At 71.8% G+C, this 20,811-nt stretch carries 21 protein-coding genes; 13 read left to right on the top strand and 8 right to left on the bottom strand.

Annotated elements, in window-relative coordinates; genetic code table 11:
- Window positions 1–319 precede the first annotated feature (319 nt).
- The gene (locus tag ACGFWJ_RS09735; RefSeq protein ID WP_392947108.1) at window positions 320–1,732 is read left to right on the top strand and encodes a glycosyltransferase 87 family protein; all 1,413 of its coding nucleotides are present in this window, start codon (window positions 320–322) and stop codon (window positions 1,730–1,732) included.
- Window positions 1,733–1,771: 39 nt separating this feature from the next.
- Here ACGFWJ_RS09735 and ACGFWJ_RS09730 read toward each other — a convergent pair whose 3' ends face one another.
- A complete protein-coding gene (locus tag ACGFWJ_RS09730) occupies window positions 1,772–2,191 on the bottom strand; it encodes an SsgA family sporulation/cell division regulator (RefSeq protein ID WP_392947105.1) in 420 nt (139 codons plus the stop codon).
- A gap of 361 nt (window positions 2,192–2,552) precedes the next feature.
- Here ACGFWJ_RS09730 and ACGFWJ_RS09725 point away from each other — a divergent pair, with 361 nt between their 5' ends.
- Together ACGFWJ_RS09725 and ACGFWJ_RS09720 are read left to right on the top strand one after the other, a co-directional pair.
- Window positions 2,553–4,307, top strand: a complete 1,755-nt coding sequence (locus ACGFWJ_RS09725) for an RDD family protein (RefSeq protein ID WP_392947102.1) — start codon at window positions 2,553–2,555, stop codon at window positions 4,305–4,307.
- A 110-nt stretch (window positions 4,308–4,417) separates the two neighbouring features.
- A complete protein-coding gene (locus ACGFWJ_RS09720) occupies window positions 4,418–5,098 on the top strand; it encodes an RDD family protein (protein ID WP_392947099.1) in 681 nt (226 codons plus the stop codon).
- 109 nt (window positions 5,099–5,207) lie between these two features.
- Here ACGFWJ_RS09720 and ACGFWJ_RS09715 read toward each other — a convergent pair whose 3' ends face one another.
- Window positions 5,208–5,525, bottom strand: a complete 318-nt coding sequence (locus ACGFWJ_RS09715) for a hypothetical protein (protein ID WP_392947096.1) — start codon at window positions 5,523–5,525, stop codon at window positions 5,208–5,210.
- Between the two features lie 258 nt (window positions 5,526–5,783).
- Here ACGFWJ_RS09715 and ACGFWJ_RS09710 point away from each other — a divergent pair, with 258 nt between their 5' ends.
- From ACGFWJ_RS09710 to ACGFWJ_RS09685, 6 genes are all read left to right on the top strand, one after another.
- Window positions 5,784–6,473, top strand: a complete 690-nt coding sequence (locus ACGFWJ_RS09710) for an endonuclease V (protein ID WP_392947094.1) — start codon at window positions 5,784–5,786, stop codon at window positions 6,471–6,473.
- A gap of 139 nt (window positions 6,474–6,612) precedes the next feature.
- Window positions 6,613–7,071, top strand: coding sequence for a hypothetical protein (locus tag ACGFWJ_RS09705; protein WP_392947092.1), 459 nt, complete (start codon window positions 6,613–6,615; stop codon window positions 7,069–7,071).
- Between the two features lie 64 nt (window positions 7,072–7,135).
- The gene (locus ACGFWJ_RS09700; protein ID WP_392947089.1) at window positions 7,136–8,593 is read left to right on the top strand and encodes a WXG100 family type VII secretion target; all 1,458 of its coding nucleotides are present in this window, start codon (window positions 7,136–7,138) and stop codon (window positions 8,591–8,593) included.
- 91 nt (window positions 8,594–8,684) lie between these two features.
- Window positions 8,685–10,103: a type VII secretion-associated serine protease mycosin gene (gene mycP, locus ACGFWJ_RS09695; RefSeq protein ID WP_392947087.1), complete on the top strand. Its 1,419-nt coding sequence runs from the start codon at window positions 8,685–8,687 to the stop codon at window positions 10,101–10,103.
- 153 nt (window positions 10,104–10,256) lie between these two features.
- A complete protein-coding gene (locus ACGFWJ_RS09690; protein ID WP_392947084.1) occupies window positions 10,257–11,612 on the top strand; it encodes a S8 family serine peptidase in 1,356 nt (451 codons plus the stop codon).
- Between the two features lie 255 nt (window positions 11,613–11,867).
- Window positions 11,868–12,407: a DinB family protein gene (locus tag ACGFWJ_RS09685; RefSeq protein WP_392947081.1), complete on the top strand. Its 540-nt coding sequence runs from the start codon at window positions 11,868–11,870 to the stop codon at window positions 12,405–12,407.
- Here ACGFWJ_RS09685 and ACGFWJ_RS09680 read toward each other — a convergent pair whose 3' ends face one another.
- The 3 genes from ACGFWJ_RS09680 to ACGFWJ_RS09670 all read right to left on the bottom strand — a co-directional run bounded on the left by ACGFWJ_RS09680 (window position 12,408) and on the right by ACGFWJ_RS09670 (window position 14,673).
- Complete coding sequence (locus tag ACGFWJ_RS09680; protein WP_392947079.1) at window positions 12,408–13,508, bottom strand: DUF2332 domain-containing protein; 1,101 nt, start codon at window positions 13,506–13,508, stop codon at window positions 12,408–12,410.
- 220 nt (window positions 13,509–13,728) lie between these two features.
- Window positions 13,729–14,181: a hypothetical protein gene (locus tag ACGFWJ_RS09675; protein WP_392947076.1), complete on the bottom strand. Its 453-nt coding sequence runs from the start codon at window positions 14,179–14,181 to the stop codon at window positions 13,729–13,731.
- 183 nt (window positions 14,182–14,364) lie between these two features.
- Window positions 14,365–14,673: a hypothetical protein gene (locus ACGFWJ_RS09670; RefSeq protein ID WP_392947074.1), complete on the bottom strand. Its 309-nt coding sequence runs from the start codon at window positions 14,671–14,673 to the stop codon at window positions 14,365–14,367.
- Window positions 14,674–14,694: 21 nt separating this feature from the next.
- Between ACGFWJ_RS09670 and ACGFWJ_RS09665 the strand changes: the two genes are divergently transcribed.
- Window positions 14,695–15,576, top strand: a complete 882-nt coding sequence (locus ACGFWJ_RS09665) for a cation diffusion facilitator family transporter (RefSeq protein WP_392947072.1) — start codon at window positions 14,695–14,697, stop codon at window positions 15,574–15,576.
- 129 nt (window positions 15,577–15,705) lie between these two features.
- On the opposite strand, the gene ACGFWJ_RS09660 is transcribed toward ACGFWJ_RS09665, so the two are convergent.
- Complete coding sequence (locus tag ACGFWJ_RS09660; RefSeq protein WP_387647470.1) at window positions 15,706–16,233, bottom strand: hypothetical protein; 528 nt, start codon at window positions 16,231–16,233, stop codon at window positions 15,706–15,708.
- A gap of 316 nt (window positions 16,234–16,549) precedes the next feature.
- Here ACGFWJ_RS09660 and ACGFWJ_RS09655 point away from each other — a divergent pair, with 316 nt between their 5' ends.
- A complete protein-coding gene (locus ACGFWJ_RS09655) occupies window positions 16,550–17,575 on the top strand; it encodes a hypothetical protein (protein WP_392947069.1) in 1,026 nt (341 codons plus the stop codon).
- Window positions 17,576–17,638: 63 nt separating this feature from the next.
- On the opposite strand, the gene ACGFWJ_RS09650 is transcribed toward ACGFWJ_RS09655, so the two are convergent.
- Both ACGFWJ_RS09650 and ACGFWJ_RS09645 read right to left on the bottom strand, forming a co-directional pair.
- Complete coding sequence (locus tag ACGFWJ_RS09650) at window positions 17,639–18,229, bottom strand: isochorismatase family protein (protein ID WP_392947066.1); 591 nt, start codon at window positions 18,227–18,229, stop codon at window positions 17,639–17,641.
- A 109-nt stretch (window positions 18,230–18,338) separates the two neighbouring features.
- Window positions 18,339–19,652 (bottom strand): nicotinate phosphoribosyltransferase, encoded by a 1,314-nt coding sequence (locus ACGFWJ_RS09645; RefSeq protein WP_392947063.1) that lies wholly within the window; start codon window positions 19,650–19,652, stop codon window positions 18,339–18,341.
- A 144-nt stretch (window positions 19,653–19,796) separates the two neighbouring features.
- Here ACGFWJ_RS09645 and clpS point away from each other — a divergent pair, with 144 nt between their 5' ends.
- Together clpS and ACGFWJ_RS09635 are read left to right on the top strand one after the other, a co-directional pair.
- Entirely contained in the window at window positions 19,797–20,090 is a 294-nt protein-coding gene (gene clpS, locus ACGFWJ_RS09640) for an ATP-dependent Clp protease adapter ClpS (protein ID WP_043914156.1), read from the top strand.
- Window positions 20,091–20,133: 43 nt separating this feature from the next.
- A complete protein-coding gene (locus ACGFWJ_RS09635) occupies window positions 20,134–20,709 on the top strand; it encodes a DUF2017 domain-containing protein (RefSeq protein WP_392947060.1) in 576 nt (191 codons plus the stop codon).
- Window positions 20,710–20,811 lie beyond the last annotated feature (102 nt).

Genomic DNA, 20,811 nt, shown 5'->3' with positions numbered 1-20,811 from the left:
GTCGGGCGCACGCCGATCACCACACATCGGCGGGCCGCCCACACGGCATGTGGCGGCAGGTCGCCCGCCGTCCGCGTCGGCCGACCGATCACCAGGTGCGGCACCTGAACAAGGGGTCGCCCCGGGCCGGGGCCGCGCTCGCGCCGTCACACTTCCCCGTGACCGCGGGGCAGGCCCCCGGAGGGGAGCCCGGGGCGACCGCGAACCGCCCGGCCCGGACGATCAGGACCGCCGTGACCGCGACCGGTGGCATGAACCGGACGGTCGGGTAGTGTCGGCTGCTGGCCCAGCACAGGTCGACGGCGGACGGAGCAACACAGTGACCACGGTGCAAGCAGAGCGCGCCACATCCTCCGGCGGACCCGAACAATCACCCGTTCAGGCCTGGAAGCGCGCCCTCACCGCACCCGCCCGCCTGCTCGCCGACATCACCGCCGCCCTGCGCGCCGCCCCCCGGCGGCAGCTGCGCACCGCCACGGCGATCGCCCTGGTCTCGCTGCTCGGCTACGCGATCGTCCGGCACCTCGTCGGCACCTCGATGGTCGACATGCTCGTCTACCGGGCCGAGGGCGCCGCCGTCGCCCACGGCCAGGACCTGTACGCGCTGCGGGTCACCAAGTGGGACCTGCCCGCCACCTACCCGCCGTTCGCCGCCATGCTGTTCGTGCCGACCACCTGGTTCGGCGTCCCGTTCCTGCGGGTGGCCGTCACCGTCGGGAACCTGCTACTGCTGGCCACCCTCGCCCACCTGTCCTTCAAACTGGTCGGCTGGCCGCGCCGCGAACTGCGGCCGATCGGCGTGATCCTGATCACCGGACTGGGCGTCTGGCTGGAACCCGTCTTCACCACCCTGCGCTACGGGCAGATCAACCTCGCCCTGGCCTGCCTGATCCTCTGGGACCTCACCCGCCCCGACCACGCCCGCACCAAGGGCATCGCCATCGGCCTGGCCGCCGGCATCAAGCTCACCCCCGGCCTGTTCGCCGTCTACCTGCTGATCACCGGCCGGATCCGGGCCGCACTGGTCGCCGCCGGCGCGTTCCTCGGCACCTTCCTGATCGGCGCGCTGGTCCTGCCCGACGCCACCTGGGGCTTCTGGACCAAGTACCTGTTCGACTCCACCCGGGTCGGCAAGACCGTCATCGTCGACAACCAGTCACTGAGCGGCATGGCCGCCCGGCTGCTGCACACCGAGAACCCCGGGCTGCCCGCCACCGCGCTCGCCGCCCTGGTCGCCGTCGGCGGCCTGGCCATCGCCGTCTGGGCCCACCGCAGCGCCCGCTGGTCGCCCCGAGCCGAGGCCTGGAGTGTGTGCGCCGCAGCGGTCACCGCCGTGCTGATCTCCCCGATCAGCTGGACCCACCACTGGGTGTGGTGCGTGCCGATGCTGGTGCTGCTCGCCGCCGAGGCCGCCCACGAACGCTCCCGCCCCGGCGCCGGCCGGCGCCACCGCTGGCGGATCGTGTTCGGCCTCACCCTGCTGGGCTTCCTCTCCTTCGCGATGTGGATCATCCCGCACAAGGGCGACCTGGACCAGAAACTGCCCGCCCTGAGCCAGGCACCCGCCTCCGTCTACCCCCTGCTCGGCCTGTGCTTCCTGGCCGTCGCCGCCGTCAGCGTGCACTCCCGCCGCCGCGCCGCCGGCGCCCCGCCGGTCCGCCTCCCCGCCCCGCGCACCGGCCCCGACGGGCTCGGCAGCGCCGACACTCAGAAGGCCCCCGCCGCCCGCTGAACACCCCGCCCGGCCCGGAAGCGGACCCGGCGCGGGCCGTCACGCCAGCAGCTCGGCGAGCGAGCCGTCCAGGTCCATCGCCTCCAGCTCGGCGCCCGGCGGCACCAGCCGGTGCGCCCGCTCCAACCACGCCGCCACCGTCGGCAGCGGCGCCTCCAGCAGCGCGTCGCCCGCCGGCGAGCTCAGCGCCATGCACAGCACGCTGCGCCGCCCCGCCCGGGTCGGCCAGATCCGCACGTCGCCCTGGCCGCACGGGCGGAACGTTCCCTCCACCAGCAGCTCACGGGCGAACACCCAGGTGACCGGCGTCCCGCTGTCCAGGTGGAACGTCACGTACACCGCGAACGGGTCGTGGCTCCCGTACGACAACCGCGCCGGCACCGCGACGCTGCGCTCCGGCGACAGCACCAGTTCCAACTGCAGCTCCTGCTCCACCACTCCGGTCGACTGTCCGGCCACGGCCGCTCACCCTCTCGCCTCCACGCGTGAGGCCGCCGATCGGCCCCACGGCAGGGAAAGAGCGGCGGTGCCGCGCACTCTTACACGGGTTTCCGAGAAACTTTCCGGCGGACTTTCCGCAGAACCTTTTCCCCGCCGCCCCGGTTGTTCCGGACGGGGCGACGGGCGTCCGGCGCACCGGACTCGCGCCCTACCACTCGAGTCCGTCCCGTACCACCGGTTCCACGAGATCCGGTGAACCCGGCGGGCCCGACCCCTCCAGGCGCTACCCTTTGTGACTGCCCGGCGACTCTCCGCCCGCGGCCCTGTTGCGCACATCCGCACACCTGCACGCCGCGGTGCCGGTACGAAGGAAGAGGCAATGACGGACCGGCCCCCCACCGCAGCACCCATGCTCGGCACGACCGTGCCCGCCGACGCCGGAACACCCGGCTACTACCCCGACCCCTCGGTACCCGGCTTCGTCCGCTACTGGGCCGGCCACGCCTGGGTCCCCGGCACCAGCCGGGCCGCCCCCGCCCCCGGCGAACAGCTCCAGCCCCCGCGCTTCGTCGCCCGCTACATCGGCCCGCCGCCCTACAGCGTCCCGCCCGGCCTCGTCCCCGCCGTACCCGCCGGCCCGCTGATCGAGACCGGCCCCATCTACCTCGACGAGACCGGCGCCCACACGGCCTTCAATATGCCCGCCCACCCCGACCCGGTCGAGGCCGCGCCCGCCGCCGCCGAGGTGCGGGGCCTCGACCGGGTCGGACCCGCGCCCTGGGCCGTCACCGGCAACGGGCTCCAGCCCGCCGCCGCCGAATCCTGGGCCACCGCCGCCGCACTGCGGCTGGGCCCGGTGTCCGTCCCGGAGGCGGCGGTCGTGGCACCCCGGCGCGGCGGGACGGGCCGGGAGGCGCAGGAGCGCGGGCGGGCGCCGGTGGGTGCTCCGGTGCGTCAGGTCCGGGAGGGGTTCGCTGCGGGGGCGGAGGCCGAGATCGCGGTCGAGCCCGAGGTTCGGGTGCCGGAGCCGGTGGTCGCGGAGGAGGCCGCGCCGCGGCCCGCCCAGCCGCTCGGTGGGACGCCCTGGCACGGCGGCGGGGGCGGGGGCGGCGGCGGTGCCGTTGCCGGGGGAGGGCCGGGCGGTGACGGCTCGGTGGGGATGTCGGCCGGGCCGGCGTCGCTGTACGAACCGCGACCGGCGTACGAGCGGGTGGCCGCCGAGCGATCGGCGCCCGAGCCGTTGCGCGGGGCGAGTGCGTCCTCGGCTTCGGTGTCGGCTCCGGCTTCGGCTTCGGTGGAGGAGGTGCGGGCCGCCGAGTCGGCTGCCGGTTCGGGTTGGCGGGCGGACCCGCGGGCGCAGCGGGGCCTGATGGACACCGGGGAGGCGCCGCGGCGGGTGTCCTGGGGCGTCGACGGGGCACCCGGCGAGGTGCCGGCCGGCGGGCCGTCGTCGCCGTCGCCGTCACAGTCGTCGCCGGTGGAGCGGGCCGCGCGGGAGCCGCGGGTGGCGCACGTCACCAGTGAGCGGGTGCGCCCGCCGCGGGCTGCCCACGTGGAGGAACGCCCTGCCGCACGGGTGCGCGGCGGTGTCGGTGCCGCCGGCGCGCGTGGCGAGGGGCGGCGGCCGGCCGTTCCGGCGCCCGTCCCGGCCGGGCTGGCGGCGCGGGCGTTCGGGTGGCTGGTGGACGGGGCGGTGACGCTGGTGGTCGGGGCGGCCGTCGCGGTGCCGATGGCGGCGACGGTCTCGGAGCACGTCCGGAAGAAGATCGAGCAGGCACAGCTGGCCGCCCGGCTGACCGGGCGTCAGCACCAGGTGTGGCTGCTGGACCAGGTGGTACTGGGCCGGCTGGCCGTGGTGCTCGGGGTGCTGGTGCTGTTCGCGCTGCTGTACCAGGTGCTGCCGGTCGCCCGGACCGGCCAGACCTTCGGCAAGCGGCTGGCCCGGATCCGGGTGGTCGCCGCGGGAAGCACCCGCCCGCCCGGCTTCGGGCGTTCGCTGCTGCGCTGGTTGGTGGGCGGGCTCGGCACCGTCCTGCTGCTGGGCCTGTTCACGCCGCTGCTGGACCGTCCTGCCCGACGCGGCTGGCACGACCGGGCGGCCCGGACCCGGGTGGTGCGGGTGGGACGGCGCTGAGAGCCGACGCGCCGCCATGGTGGGAGGCGGTGCCGTCGCATGCCGCCAAAACGGACAGAAACGTCGAAAATGTCCCAACAGCGCAGTAATTGCGGTGTTCTACTCGGGGCATGAGCGCCAACGACCCCTCTGGGACCGAGCCGGAGGAGGAGGGCGGCAAGCCTTCCTTCGACAAGCAGCCGCCGTCGGCGGACAGCCCCTACGACACGCCGCCCGGCTACGGGGGCCAGTACGGTGCGCCGCCCGGATCGGGCTCCCCCTACAACAACCAGCCGCCCGGCGACGGCCCCCCGCCCGGCCAGACCCCGCCCCCCGGCGGCCCGTACGGCTCGCCCTACGGCACGCCCGGCCCCGGCCCCGTCCCCGGGATGCCCCCGCTCGGCAGCTGGGGTGCGCGGATCCTCGCCACAGTGGTCGACTGGGTCCTGGTGGAGGGCATCGCCGTCCTGGTGCTGCTGCCGTTCGTCAGCTTCGCCCGGCAGGACGGTTGGGTCGGCTCGGCCTGGCTCGGCTACGGGCTCTTCCTGGTCTACCAGGGCCTGATGCTCAGCCGGGACGGCCAGACCCTCGGCAAGAAGCTGATGAAGGTCCGCGTCGCGATGCTTGCCGACGGCTCGTCCCCGTCCTCCAGCGCCGCCTGGACCCGCGCCGCCACCTTCGTCGCCCCCGCGCTGATCTGCTGCGGCGGCCTCTGGTGGCCCGTCGACGGCCTGTTCGGCGTCTTCGACAAGCCCTACCGGCAGTGCATCCACGACAAGGCCGCCAAGACCGTGGTGGTCTCCACCGCCTGACGGCCGTCCTGACGGTCGTTCGATTCGGTTGGGCCCCGGGCCCGTGGCAGCCATCGACCTGCCGCGGGCCCGGGAGTCGTGGCGTTCGGGCCGTCTGTTGGTGGTGCGGCTACCGGGACTGGTTGGCGTATTCGGGGTGGCGTGCGGGTTCCGGGCGGGCGACCGGCTTCGGGGCGGCCGGCTTCAGGGCGGCCGGTAGGTGTGGACGAGGGGTGAGCAGGACGGCGGACAGCGTGCCGAGCGCGATCGCGAACGCCACCAGCACCGCGACCCGCCACACCCCCGTCTCACCGGACACGGCCAGCAGGGCCACGGTGGTGGCCGTCGCGATCAGGGCGCCTCGGCTCACCTGGGCCGGGGCGGGGCGGAGGGCGGTTCGCGCGGGGGCGCGAACGGTGCCGGGTTGCGGGGCGGGGAGGCGCGTCATGGTGGTCGACCCTTCGCGCGGACGGGGAAGCCGAGGTCGAGACCCTTGGTGGTCCGAACTGGTTCGGCCGGGATCGGTAAGTCCAGGCTAACCCTTGGGAGTTGAGCAGACCGGGGGCACAGGGGGCGCACAGGCTCACGTCTGCCGGCCCGGACCGTCGTTGCCCGCCCCTCGGCGGCGGGCGATAGCGTGCGCACGGACAACGCCGGGGTGGGTGGCCGCCCCGCGCCACCCGTTTCCGACCCGCCCGGAGTCGCCGTGACCGTCCCGACCGACTGGCCCACCACTGCGGAAGCCGCCCGCGCCGAACAGGAACGCCTGCGCCCCCTGGTCGTCCCCGAGGGCCCCGAACCCCCGCGCCGCCCCGGCACCCTGATCGCCGGCGTCGACGTCGCCTACGACGACGAACGCGACGTGGTCGCCGCCGCGGCCGTCCTGCTCGACTACGCGACCCTCGACGTCGTCGAACAGGCCACCGCAGTCGGCCGGGTGGCCTTCCCCTACCTGCCCGGACTGCTCGCCTTCCGCGAACTCCCCGCCGTCCTCGACGCCCTCTCCCGGCTCACCCACACCCCCGACCTGGTCGTCTGCGACGGCTACGGCCTCGCCCACCCCCGCCGCCTCGGCCTCGCCAGCCACCTCGGCGTCCACACCGGCCTGCCCACCCTCGGAATCGCCAAGACCCCCTTCACCTTCACCCACGAACCACCCGGCGAGCACCGCGGCGACTGGTCCCCGCTCCTCGACGGCCCCGAGACGGTCGGCCGCGCCGTCCGCACCCGGCAGGGCGTCAAACCCGTCTTCCTCTCCGTCGGCCACCGCATCGGTCTACCCGAAGCCACCGCCGTCACCCTCGCGCTCACCCCGTCCTACCGCCTCCCCGAAACCACCCGCCGCGCCGACTCCCTCTGCCGTCAGGCCCTCGCAGCCACCGCCTCCACCCCCTGACTCCACCTCCCCTCAGCAGGGGGCGTTTTGACGGGCCGTTCCATGTGTTAGACATATGGATTGGAGCCAACTATCCATCAGGCCCCAGGCGGCAAGCGGGCAGTCCGACGGGCAGCAGGTACGGGGGAGGTACGAGTAGATGAGCACAGGCGGCAAGGGCTTCCAGGTAGAGGTCGACAGCCTGCGTGCGTTCGCGGCGCAAGTCCGAGGACTGCTCAAGGAGTTCGAAGACGGCGCGGGCGGCGCGAAGGTCCACGGCCAGACCGGGCTGGGGCCGGCGGCGTTCGGAACCTTTCCGGAGGCCGAGGCGTTGCATGCCAAGTACGGCGAGATGCGAGACTCGTTGAAGATGGTGCTCGACCAGATTCAGCAGGCGATCGATGAGGCGCAGCAGAACGCCGACCGGACCGCGACCAACTACGAGGAAAACGAGCACGACACCAGCAAGCACCTGAAGCTGGCAAGTGACGGCTGGTCCACCGTGGCCCCCAGCTCCGTGACCTCGACTCAGCGCACCACCTCGGCGGCACCCCAGGCCGTGCCGCCGGTCGGAAACGTCTCTCCGGCCGGCAGCGGGGAGCCGAGGCCGCGGTGGTGATCATTCGGAAGACAGCGGAACCGGGTGACGACCGAGGCACTGTTCGGCATGAGGGGAGCCAATCGTGACCGACATGACCAACTTCTACTCCTACAGCCACGGCCAGATGCGCAGCATGGTCCAGTCGATGGACTCAGGTGCGGTCATGGCTGCTGCTGACCCTTGGCGTCGCGCCACCGACACCCTGAAGCAGATCCGTACGGCGCTGAACACCGCGGCGGCCGATACGAGCGACTCCTGGCAGGGCGACACGAGCAACGCCTTCTACTCGCACATGACCACGTTGGCCAACGACGTCAATACCATCGCGGCTTACTCGAACGATGCTGCCAGCGCGCTGGAGATGATGTCCGCGGCCATCGATAAAGCCAAGAGCGACATGCCCGAGGAGCCCGGCTTCTGGGACAAGGTGGGCGATGCGATCGGCGACAGCGCCCAACAGACCGTCGGCATCGACAACGAAGACACTCGCACTGCCATCGCGGACACGCGGAAGCAGGAGGCGGTCACGGTGATGCAGACGCTAGCGGCCAGCTATCGAGCCACTACCAGCTACCTGAAGCCGCCGAAGCCGAAGGGCATTGACGACAGCAAGGAGTTGCAGCCACCAGACAACGGTGGTGCCTCCGCTCTTGGGGCGCTGATCATGGGTGTTGGTGCCGGCCTTTCCGGACCGAATGGTGCCGGGGCCGGGGGCTCGTCGGGGTCTCGCACCTCGGGTCAGCGCTCGATGGCCAGCCCTACGCCGCAGGCCCCGAAGCTTCAGCCCGCTGTAGTTCGTCCGACCGACGCAGGCATTTCCGGTGGAACAGCCAACCCCGTACCGCAGCCGAAGGGCCCGGGTACGAACATTGACGGAATCCAAGGCGGAAACGGCGGTGTGCGCGGGGGCGCCGGGACGATCGGCGGCACCGGCGGAACCAGTGGGGTGCACGGCCCGTCCGGTGGCAGCGGGCTCGGGCCGGCTGGCGGTGTTGGCGGCGGTCTGATCGGCCGTGGCGAGGGAGGGCTGCTCGGCGGTGGATCCGGCATCGGCGGTAGCCGTGCCGGGTTTAGCGGCAACAGCGTTTCCAAGGCCGGCACCTTTGGTTCCAGCGGATTGGGTGGCAGCGGTGGCCCGGGTGGCGCCGGTGCTGGCGGAAGTGGCTTTGGGGGACGCGCCGGCGGCGGTCTGGGCGCTGGCGGCGGCGCCGGTGGCAGTGGCATCGGAGCGCGTTCCGGCGGGAACCTGACCGGCAAGGCCGGCGGCGCGATCGGCGAGTCGACTCACGCCACCGCTGGTGGACGTGCCTTCACCGAAGGCGGCTCCGGTATCGGCCGCAACCGATTCGGCCAGGGCGGCGCCGGCGGCCAGGCCGGTGGTCCGGGCCAGACAGGTGCAGGGCACGGCGGCGGCGCGGGCGGTCACGGCCAGGCCGGCAAGAAGGACAAGAAGCGCGGCAAGGACCGCCCGGACTACCTCGTCGAGGACGAGGAAACCTGGGCATCCGGCCAGCAGGCCAACCCGAACGTGGTGGAATGACGTTCGGTCAGTAGAACAGTCGAACACAACGGCCGTCCCGCAGATCAGATGGTCTGTGGGGCGGCCGCTTCAACGAGTGGGGTGACGGGGCTTGACGACCAGCCGATCCGTGCGCGGCCTGGCCGCGCTTGCTGCGGGAAGCCTGTTGTGGGGTGTCGGCGCCGGGCCTGCCGCTGCGGACACCATTCGCGACGGGCAGTGGGCGCTGAAAAACTTCAGCGCGGCCGAGAAGGTCTGGCCGGTCAGTCAGGGCGAGGGGGTCGTTGTTGCGGTCATCGACAGTGGTGTTGCAGACCACCCCGACCTGGCTGGCCAGGTTCTCCCCGGCACTGACTTCACAAAGCCTGGCGGTGATGGGCGAACTGACACCACGGGCCATGGAACCGGTATGGCCAGCGTCATTGCCGGGCGCGGCCACGGTGACAACGCGGGAGTCATGGGACTTGCCCCCAAAGCCAAGATCCTTCCCGTGAAGATCCACATGACCACGGGCACGACCATTGAGGCTGGCGGCAGCAATGCGGAGCTCGGCCAGGCAATTCGCTACGCAGTCGACCACGACGCGAAGGTCATCAACATGTCCTTCGTCGGGGGAGGTAAATCCGACGAGGGGTACCAGGACGCGATCAATTACGCGATCCAGCGGGATGTCGTTCTCGTTGCAGGCTCTGGAAACGACCCCAGCCTGGAGATCGCCTACCCGGCAGCCTTCCCCGGAGTGGTCGTGGTTACGGGGGTTGGGGAGAGCGGTGACCTGTGGCCGAAGTCGACCACGGGATCACAGGTGACGCTTGCGGCGCCAGGCGACAACATCTACCGCGTAAATGAGAAGCAGGGTTACAGCACGGGCACTGGCACGTCCGATGCCGCAGCATTTGTGTCTGCGACGGCGGCGCTCGTACGGTCGAAATATCCGAACCTGTCGGCAGGTCAGGTCATCAACCGGATGACCAAGAGTGCATTCGAGCCGAAGGGGAAGGGCCCGTTCCCGAACAAGCAGTACGGCTATGGAATCGTCTCTCCGTCCGGTTCGCTGGCCGCCAACCCCGCAGTCGACAACGGGCCGAAGGAGAATCCGCTGCTCAATCGCCCGGGCGCGGGCGGCAGCACGTCGGGCTCCTCGAAGGCCCCGAGCACCGGTGCCACGGATCCCGGGAAGCCGCCTGCGTCCGGGGGGGATTCGAACTCGCCGCAGGCGAGCAGTGGCTCCAAGAGCAGCAACGGGATGCTGATTGCGGTCGGCGGCGGTGTTGTCGGGCTGATCGTCATTGTGGTGATCGTGTTGCTGGTCCGTCGCTCCAAGAACGGCAACGGTGGCGGGCCCGGTGGTCCGGCCGGGCCGGGCGGTCCTGGTGGGGGGCCGGGCTATGGTTATCCGCCGCAGCAGCCTGGGCAGGGCTATGGGCAGCAGCCTGGGCAGGGCTACCCGCCGCAAGCGCCGTATCCGCAGCAGCAGACGCCGTATCCGCCGCAGCAGCCGCCGGCCGGGGGGAACCCCTACCAGCGCTGATGTAGCAGTTGAATGACGGTCCCTCGATATCGGTGAGCCGATGTCGGGGGACCGTTCCGTTGATTGAGGGCGACGCATTTGGGGTCGTTGCCAAGGGGGATGAAAGTGGCAGGGGGACGTGGGGCTCGGCCGTGGTCGGTCGCGGCAGTAGTGGTGGCCGTGCTGTTGGGGGCCAGTGTTGAGCCTGCCGTCGCGGACACCATTCGCGACGGTCAGTGGGCGTTGAAGAACTACCGTGCGGCCGAAAAGGTTTGGCCGATCAGCCAAGGCGAGGGGGTGATCGTTGCGGTCATTGACAGTGGGGTTGACGCGGATCACCCGGACCTGACCGGGCAAGTTCTTCCTGGTCTTGATCTCACCAGTGCCGGTACGGATGCCCGGAACGACAGCGAGGGCCACGGCACCGGCATGGCCAGCAACATTGCCGGTCACGGGCACGGTGGCAACCAAGGCGTGATGGGCATTGCCCCCAAGGCGAAGATCCTCCCGATCAAGACCGATGTAAATATCGCCGGAACGGACTTTTCCAAGGCCATTCATTACGCCGTTGACAACAACGCCAAGGTCATCAACATGTCTTTCGGTGGCGGTAGGTCCACTGAGGACGGGTACAAAGAAGCGATCAACTACGCCATCCAGAAGGATGTAGTTCTCGTCGCCGCCACTGGAAACACTGCTGGTGTTCCGATTGCGAACCCCGCTTGCTTCCCGGGAGTAGTGGCAGTCTCTGGAGTCGCGGAGAGCGGTGACCTGTGGGAGAAATCGACCACTGGCCCGCAGGTGACAGTGGCGGCACCTGCGGTGAACGTTTACCACGCGAATCAGAAAAAGGGTTATACCGCGGCTGATGGCACCTCCGAGTCGGCGGCCTACGTTTCCGGCATTGCGGCCCTAGTGCGATCGAAGTACCCGAACCTTTCGGCGGGGCAGGTCATCAACCGGATGATCAAGAGTGCGGCGAAGCCGGAAGGCAAGGGATCGTTCCCTAACGAGCAGTACGGCTACGGTATTGCGTCTCCCGGCGGTTCGCTGGCGGCCAACCCTCAGGTGGATAACGGGCCGAAGGAGAATCCGCTGCTCAAGCGTGCGACGTGCAGCGACCAGCCGAAGAACACCACCGCGACATCTCCCGAGCCTGGTGCGTCGGCTCCGGCGCAGGCCCCTCCAACTGGGGGCAGTGCGACCTCGCCGCAGGCGAGCAGTGACTCCAAGAGCAGCAACGGGATGCTGATCGCGGTCGGTGGCGGTGTTCTCGGTCTGATCGTCATTGTGGTGATTGTGCTGCTGGTCCGTCGTTCCAAGGGTGGCAACGGTGGCGGGCCCGGCGGGCCGGCCGGGCCGGGTGGTCCTGGTGGGGGGCCGGGCTATGGCTACCCGCCGCAGCAGCCTGGTGGTTATGGTCAGCCGCAGCCTGGTCCGGGCTACCCGCCGCAGCTGCCGTACGCGCAGCAGCATGTGCCGTACCCGCCGCAGCAGCCGTCGGCAGGGGGGAATCCGTACCAGCGCTGAGTGGGCTCGTCAGTGGCGGCTCTTCGGCGAACGGTGAGGGCGTTCGTGGGGGAGCCGTTCTGCGTTCGGTGGCGGGGTGTGCGCATGTGCACGTTCATGTGGTGCCGCGGGGCGGGCTCTGGTGGTGGAGGTGAGCGAGACCGGGGGAGGGGCGCTGCTGCGCTTGGCGAGGCGCGGTGGGGGTGGCGGGATCTCGATGGTCGGTGGCGGTGGTGGGCCTGGTGGGGTGGGGTGGGGGCGGGTGATGCTGGGCGCATGATGATCCCTGACACCAAGGACTGGACCTGGGTGCTCGAGCGCCCCTGCGCGGAGTGCGGACTGGACACGTCGGCCGTGGGGTTTGAGCAGGTCCCGGGCATGATTCGGGCGAATGCGGCGGCTTGGACGGAGTTGCTGGCGGGTGATCCGGCGGTGCTGCGGGAGCGGCCGCGGGCGGAGGTGTGGTCGGTGTTGGAGTACGCGTGCCATGTGCGGGACGTGTTCCGGCTGTTCGATGTGCGGTTGAAGTTGATGCTGGCCGAGGACGACCCGCTGTTCGCCAACTGGGACCATGACGCGACTGCCGTCGAGGAGCGTTACGGCGAGCAGGAGGCGGCCGTGGTTTCCGAGGAACTCGCGGACGGCGCCGAGCAGTTGGCCCGCTCGTTCGAGACGGTGCCGGACGCCGCCCGCGCGCGCACGGGGCTGCGCAGCGATGGTGCCCGGTTCACCGTGGAGTCGTTCGCCCGCTATCTGATCCACGATCCGGTGCACCACCGCTACGACGTCACCGGTGTGATGCACGTGGGGAGTTGATCAGAGGGCGGAGAGCGCGGGGTCGCCGTCCGCGAGGGTCCATGCGGGTAGGCCGTGCGGCATCGCTTCGGCGAGGACCGTGGTGGGGCCGGTGCCGAGGCGGGTGGTGAGCAGGAAGCGGTGCCCGGTGCCGACCCGGCGGGGTTCCAGGGCGATGTGGACGAACGGCGCGGACGGGCCCGACGCGGCTGCAAGGCGGTCCAACTCGGTTTCCACGGAACGCCATTCCTCGGCGGGGACGTACTGGCGCATGATCGAGTGCCAGACCACGGTGAGGGTCCCGTCGGCGACCTGGACGTCGCGGAGGAACTCGGCCGCGCCGATCGGTTCGACGGGGGCGGGGAGCTTCTCGGCGAGGGCGAGTGCGCCGTTCAGCCGTTCCAGGCGCGGGAGTTGGTCGGCCCACAGGTAGGCGCGGAGGGCGAGTGCGCCGTCCGCGGAGCGCGGGTCGATCGGGGTCGGGTCGCAGCCGTGCCGTTCCACCACCTGCTGGAGCGGGGCGTCCCGCAGCCAGGTGGGCGGCTCGCCCTGCCAGGCGTCGGCGAGTACCACGGGGGAGTCCGCTGGGCCGTACGCGAAGCCGGGGGAGACGCAACGGAACTGTTCGGCAAGGAGGTTGAGGCCCGCGCTGGAGCCGAGTTCGTGCAGCCGCACCGGCAGCGGCGCGGTTGCGGCGAGTTGCTGCTGGGCCCAGGCGAGGCCGGTGAGCAGCAGGTTGGCGCGGCCGACCTCGTTGGTCTGCGGCGGGCGGGTGAGCCACTCGCGGATCCACGGCAGGTTCTCGGCGACGGTGGTGCGGAACGCGGGCCAGGGGGCGTCGGGGTGGGCGGGGTCGAAGGTGCCGCCGGCGCTCGGGTAGTGGGCGGCGAGAGCGGGCGCCCGGCCGGAGATCACCAGGGCGTGGACGGCGCCGAGCAGGCGCAGCGCGACGGCCGACGGGCCAGGTGCGTCCTCGTGGCCGGCGATCGCCTCGGCGCACGGGCCGGCCTCGGCGAGGTCTTCGGCGGCCCGGCGGAGCAGGGCGGCGGACAGTGGGGAGCCGAGTTCCGCGCAGGCGTCGGCCTGGTGCCGGAACATGGCCACGGCATGGGCGATGGGCATTCGGGAACTCCTCTGGCGAAGGGTGACAGGACGTCATCCTTCGCCGCAGGAGGGTGGATCGGTAGCGGCGTCGGCGGTGATCTCGCTCACGGAAGGTGCGCGTGCGACCGGCGTGGACGACGCGGGAGACCGCGTGCGGAAGCGTGTCCCGGCGGCCGGGACAATCCGGGGGCGTGCGGCACTCGTTGTGCGCCTGCCGTCGGCCCGTGTCGGAGGCCGGTCACCAGTCGGTGGTGCGTCGCCGGTGGGTCTGCCGGAGCTGGCTGGTGATGCTGGCGGTGTCGACACCTACCACGTCGGCGATCTCGGGCGTGGCCAGGCCGACCACGTAGTGCAGGATCGCCAGGTCCTCCTCGGCGTCGACGTCCGGGCGCGGCCGTTCGGCACCGGCCAGCGCGTGCTGCTCGGTGACGGTGTCGCGCAGGATCTGCCAGGCCGCGGCGGCCGGGTTGGAGCTTCCGAGTACCGCGGGCCAGACTTCGGCCAGTTCGCGCAGCGCGAGCCGGACCACCCGGTGGGCGGCGGCGGGTTCCTGGAACCAGACCCGGGCGTAGCTCCGGTACCGCGGTTCGTGCAGCTCGCAGAAGGCCGCGAACTCGACGGATACCTGCGGAAGTTCGGTGGACCGATCAGCGAATGCCGAGCCTGCGGCCGGGACATGACGATTGGTCACATCAGCTGCCTCTCGATCTGGGTCCGGACGGGGAGCGTCAACGCTCACTCTAGGCCCTCGGGCGGGTGCTGTGGGTGACAAGTCTGCTGAGATGCCCGGGCGTGGATCCGCTGCGGAGTGTTGCGTGACGAGCCGTCGGCGACGGTTGCTCGGCGGACGCAGCTGCGAGTGCGTCGCACCTGGTCAGAGGTGGTAGATCGGCAGTGGCTGCAAGGCAGTTGGTGTGCCACTGTAGGCCTCATGGGTGAACGCGGACACGGCAACGGGGCTCACCTTCACGGGCGAAACCCGGACCACGGGCATGACCACCATCACACATCGAACCGGCAGCACCACCACGAACACGCACACCGACCCACGCACGCGCACCTGGACCGTCACGGGCGCGAAGACGGGCGCGAAGGCGGGCACGAAGACGAGCGCCGACACGGGCACCAGCACGGACACCCGACCGGTCTCGGGCACCGCCTGGCCCACCTGCTGCGCCCGCACTCGCACGACGCCGCCGACCGGGTGGACGCGGCGCTGGAGTCCTCGGCCGAGGGCCTGCGCACGCTGTGGGTCTCGCTGGCGGTGCTCGGCCTGACCGCCGCCGCGCAGGCGGTGATCGCGGTGCTGTCGGGTTCGGTGGCGCTGCTCGGCGACACCGTGCACAACGCCGCCGACGCGCTGACCGCCGTCCCGCTGGGCGTGGCGTTCCTGCTCGGCCGGCGGGCGGCGAACCGCAGTTACACGTACGGGTACGGGCGGGCGGAGGATCTGGCGGGCGTCGCGGTGGTGCTGGCGGTGGCGGCGTCCTCGCTGGTGGCGGGCTGGACGGCGGTGGACCGGTTGCTGCACCCGCAGCCGGTGGGGCACCTGTGGGCGGTGGCGGTGGCGGCCGTCGCGGGGTGTGTCGGCAACGAGTGGGTGGCCCGCTACCGGATCGCCACCGGCCGGCGGATCGGTTCGGCGGCGCTGGTCGCGGACGGCCTGCACGCCCGCACGGACGGGCTGACCTCGCTGGCGGTGCTGCTGGGCGCGGCCGGCAGCGCGCTGGGCTGGCGGCTCGCCGATCCGGTGGTGGGGCTGCTGATCACGGTGGCGATCCTGCTGGTGCTGCGCGGCACGGTGCGCGAGGTGGGCCGACGGTTGATGGACGCCGTCGACCCGGCTCTGGTGGACGTGGCGGAACGGGAACTCGCCGCCGTGGACGGGGTGCGCGCGGTGGGCGCGGTGCGGATGCGCTGGATCGGGCACGCGCTGCGCGCCGAGGCGGACGTGGTGGTGGACCGCACGCTGACGGTGGTGGCCGGTCACCGGGTGGCGGTGGCCGCCGAGCGGGCGCTGATCCGCGCCGTCCCCCGACTGCTGGCGGCCACCGTGTACATCGACCACGCTCCGGCGGAGGTCTGAACCACCGCGGGTGCGGACCGGCACGCCGGACCGCCGAATCGGCGATGATCGCCGATCCGACGGCCTGACGATCCGTCAAAAACCGCCCCAGGGAGCCCAGAAGGGCTCCCTGGCGACCGTACGGGGCGGTCAGTGGCCCTCGGGGCCACCCGCCTCCCGAACGGGCGGCACAGCGGCCCTGACGCCCTCGACCGGCCCACCGGCCTGCGGGGCTGCCTGTGCGTCGGCCTGCGCCGCAGCCGCGTTCGCGGCCTCGGCGGCAGCCGCTTCGGCGGCCCGCGCGGCGGCGGCCACGCTGTCGGGCTCGCGGCGCGACTGCTCGGGGATGCCGGCGGTGCGGCGGATCCGGCCGGTTTCCTCGGCGGCCTCGCGGGCGGCCAGGTAGGCCTGTACGGCGGCGATTCCGTACACCGGCTGAATCAGCTGGTGGCCTTTGAAGAACGGCCGTGCGGGGGCGAACCCGGCGGCCGTGACCAGCTCGCGGATCTCGGTTATCTCCTCTTCGCTGCGCGCCGTGAAACGTACTTCCCAGCCCTTCTTGTACGCACGTCCGTCCTCTCCGCCGCGCCGGGCGGGATCGGGTTGGCGGACGTAGCCGGGCAGGCGGCCGAGGCGCAGTCTGGCGGCGCGCTGGGCGGATGACTCGTCGCGGGACATGTGCCTGATGGTAGGCAATTCGGAACGCCCGCCGACGCCGCGGGGCGTGCCGCTGCGTGTGGGATCGGTCACGGTCGGTCAGATTGCGCAGGTGGGCGGCCGGGTCCGACCGGATCGCAATGATGTGTGGATCCCCCGAAAATCGGATTGTAGGCGTCAAGTCCGATCTGATCCGACAACGGTTCGAACGTCCGATCCGCCGAATGGGTGAGGGTATGGGGACTTTAGTGCAGAGCAGTCCCGGTTTGACGACGGTTGGGTAACAGACCGTCAGGTATGGAGTCGACTGTCGGAGGCGAGGGGGAGTGTTGTCGGCATGAGCTACCGGATTCCGCAGCAGCCCACCTCTCTCGAAGAGCTCGCCCGGCGCCAGCAGAATGTGGTGACGGCCAGCCAGTTGCGCGCCCGCGGCGTGCCGGCCCGCCTGGTGAGCGAACACTGCCGGCAGGGCGGTCCGTGGCAGCGCCTGCTGCCGCGGGTGTATCTGCTCCAGGAGGGTCCGCCGACCCCGGAACAACGGATCTGGGCGGCGTTGCTGTACGCCGCCCAGAACGGCCGGGCCGAGGGCGGCCGGGAGCGCGCGGTGATCACCGGGGCGGCGGCGCTGGCGCTGTACGGGTTCGTGTCGATGCCGCGGCTGCCCGCGGTGTTCGGGGTGGACGTGCTGGTGCCCCGGCAGCGCCGGCTGCGGGACGCCGGGCAGGTCCGGATCCGGCGCACCGAACGGGAGTTGGTGGCCCGCGAGGTGCACGGGCTGGTCTGCGCGCCGGTCGCCCGGGCGGTGGCGGACGCGATCCGCGAGTGGTCCGAGCAGGGCGCGTTCGAGTCCGGTCTGGTCGCCCCTGGGGTGCTGCGGGCGGTGCTGCGCGAGGCGCTGGCGCGCGAGGGCGGCCAAAGCGCGGCCGAGCTGCTGACGGAGCTGACCGAGGCGGGCATGCTGGCGGAGCCGCGGGTGCGTGCGGCGGTGGACGAACTGCTGGCCGCGCAGCGGGAGTCGGCGCTGGCGTCGCTGAGGGAGCTGGCCGCCGAGCAGGGCCTGCCGCTGCCGCTGTCCGGCCCGGAGCTGCGGATGCGCGGCGGCACGTACATCGCGGTGCCGGACCTGTTCTGGCCGGAGGCGGCGGTGGCGGTCGAGATGGACTCCGAGGTGCGCTGCGTCAGCGAGGGCGACGCGGCCTGGGTGCGGGCCGGGCAGCACCGGATGGAGTACCTCGGGGTGCGGGTGGTGTACGTCGGCTCGTCCCGGCTCGCCGCCGAACGGGACGCGGTCGGCGGCGAGTTGGCCGAGGCGTACCGGATCGGCGGCGAGGACGTGGTGGCGCTGGTGGTCACCGAGCGCTGAGAGGCGCGGAGTTGGCGTCCGAAGAACTCAACAGGCGCCGCTCGACTGGGAAGTGACGACCAGTCAGCCGTGAACCACCGGGGTGCCGGTGAGTTCGACGCCCGCGGCGCGCAGTTCGTCGAGCGCGGCGGTGGCGGTGGCGGGTGCGACGCCGGCCGTCAGGTCGAGCAGGACGCGGGTGGCGAAGCCCTCCCGGGCGGCGTCCAGGGCGGTGGCGCGGACGCAGTGGTCGGTGGCGATGCCGACCACGTCGACGTCGGTGACGCCGCGTTCGTTCAGCCAGTCGGCGAGCGTGCCGCCGTGCTCGTCGAGGCCCTCGAACCCGCTGTAGGCGGCGGCGTACTCGCCCTTGGAGAACACCGCCTCGACCGCCCCGGAGGTCACCGAGGGCGCGAAGTTGGGGTGGAATCCCACGCCTTCGGTGCCGGCCACGCAGTGCGCGGGCCAGGAGCGGACGTAGTCGGGTTCGGCGGCGAAGTGCGCACCGGGTTCGATGTGGTGGTCGCGGGTGGCGACGATGTGGGCGTAGCCGGGTGCGGAGTCGGCGATCAGGTCGGTGATCGCGGCCGCGACCTCGGCCCCGCCGGCGACGGGAAGGCTGCCGCCTTCGCAGAAGTCGTTCTGCACGTCGACGACGATCAGGGCCCGGTGCATGGCTGGTCTTCTCTCGTTGGGTGGTGCGGTCCGAAGCCCGGGGCTGTCGGCCGCAGTGGTGTCGGGGGCGGTTGGCACTCTAGGCAGTGCCGGGCGGCGGCGGAAGGGTTCAGCCGGTGTGCCGCTCGGTGCCGATCACCGGCTCGCCGCGGGACAGCTGGGTGGCGGACAGCGGCAGCGTGGCGCGGGCGCGGCGGTGGCGTTCGCGGGCGGCGTCCAGCGGTTCGCGGCCGACCACCTCGCCGGCGGTGATCAGCGGGACGTGCAGCAGGTGCGGCTCCAGGTCGGCGGGCACCGGGCCGGTGCCGACCACCTCGGTCTCGGCGACGCCGTCGGCGTCGGGGCGGCGGGCGGCCCACTTGCGTCCGCCGATGCTGGTCTTGCCGCCGGCCGAGCGCTTGGCGACCGGGACGAGTTCGCCGCCGGGGGCGGATTCGCGGGCGACCAGCTTGTAGACCATCGCGCAGGTCGGGTGGCCGCTGCCGGTGACCAGGCTGGTGCCGACGCCGTAGCCGTCCACGGGGGCGGCGGCCAGCGCGGCGATGGCGTACTCGTCGAGGTCGGAGGTGACGATGATCTTCGTGCCGGTGGCGCCGAGGTCGTCGAGCTGGCGGCGGACCCGGTGGGCGAGCAGCGTCAGGTCGCCGGAGTCGATCCGGACGGCGCCGAGGCCGGGGCCGGCCACCTCGACGGCGGTGCGGACCGCCTCGGCGAGGTCGTAGGTGTCGACCAGCAGGGTGGTGGTGCGGCCCATCGACTCGATCTGCGCGGTGAAGGCGTCCTTCTCGCTGTCGTGCAGCAGGGTGAAGGCGTGCGCGGCGGTGCCGGTGGTGGGGATGCCGTACGTGAAGCCGGCCTCCAGGTCGGAGGTGGCGGAGAAACCGGCCAGGTAGGCGGCCCGGGCGGCGGCGACGGCGGCCTGCTCGTGGGCCCGCCGGGCGCCCATCTCGATCACCGGGCGGTCCCCGGCGGCGGCGGTCATCCGGGAGGCCGCGGCGGCGATCGCCGAGTCGAAGTTGAGGATCGACAGGATCACCGTCTCCAGGATCACCGCCTCGGCGAAGCTGCCCTCGACGGTCAGCAGCGGCGAGCCGGGGAAGTACACCTCGCCCTCGGGGTAGCCGTGGATGTCGCCCGTGAAGCGGTAGTCGGCGAGGTAACGCAGCGTGTCCTCGTCCACCACCCGCTGATCGGCGAGCCAGTCGAGCTGGGGCGTGGTGAACCGGAAGTTCTCCACGGCGTCCAGCACCCGGCCGGTGCCGGCCAGCACACCGTAGCGGCGGCCGTTCGGCAGGCGGCGGGTGAACACCTCGAAGACCGAGCGGCGGTGGGCGGCGCCGCTGCGCAGGGCGGCCTGCAGCATGGTCAGCTCGTAGCGGTCGGTGAGCAGCGCGGAGCTGCGCTGCGCGGTGATGGCGTCCATGGGAATGATGCTACTACCACTTAGCGTCAGAGTGACGATTTCCCCCCGGGGTCACGTGTCGGACGACCCTGATTCGCTCCGGAGTCCCTCGGATGGAAGCATGGGCCGAGGGGGAAGAACGAGGTCGACGAGGAGAGACGGACTGTGAGTGTCGCGCCGGTGGAGATCGAGCGCCCGGAAGTGGAGGGGGTTCCGGTCACGGAGCCGGACACTCCCTGGGTGACCATCGTCCACAACGACCCGGTCAACCTGATGACCTACGTGCAGTACGTCTTCCAGAGCTACTTCGGCTACCCGAAGGACAAGGCGCGTCAGCTGATGATGGACGTGCACACCAAGGGGCGGGCGGTGGTCTCCAGCGGCACCCGCGAGGAGATGGAGCGCGACGTGCAGGCGATGCACGGCTACGGCCTGTGGGCCACCCTGCAGCACGACTGACGGCCCGCCACCCACCGATCCACGAGGGACTGATCCGAAACACATGGCCGGTTTGTTCGAGAGCGCCGCGAGCGGCGGCGCGGCGATCCCGCTGGACGAGTTCGAGGCTTCCATCCTGCGCTCGTTGGAAGTGCAGATGCTGGAGCTGATCGGCCCGCCGCCCGGCGGCGAGCACGAGGACCCGCTGGCGGCGCTGTTCGCCGAGGGCCCCAGCGAGGCGCCCGAGGACCCGGCGCTGCTGCGGCTGTTCCCCGACGCGTACGGCGGCCCGGGCGCGCCCGAGGACCCGCAGAACGCCGAGATGGCCTCCGAGTTCCGCCGCTACACCGAGCTGGACCTGCGGGCCCGTAAGCGGGAGGACGCCCTCACGGTGGTCCGGGCGCTGGACGGGCTCGGCGGCGGGGGTGGCGTGGTCGTGGTCGACGCCGGGGACTGCCCGCGCTGGCTGGGCGCGCTCAACGACCTGCGGCTGACCCTGGGTTCCCGGCTGGAGGTCACCGAGGAGGACGACGACGGCCTCTACGACCTGCCGGAGAACGACTCGCGCAAGCCGCTGGTGATCGCCTACCTGTGGCTGGGCGCGATGCAGGAGAGCCTGCTGGAGGCGATGGCCGGCTGAGCCATCGGGGCCCACCCATTCGCTCGAATTGTCCGATTATTTCGAGGATGATCGGATTCACGCTGTAGCGGCGCATTTCGCGTGGTTCACTGCTGTTTCACC

The organism is Kitasatospora sp. NPDC048407, assembly GCF_043200475.1.
Classification (GTDB): Bacteria; Actinomycetota; Actinomycetes; order Streptomycetales; family Streptomycetaceae; genus Kitasatospora.
This window is presented reverse-complemented; position numbering and strand designations above follow the sequence as displayed.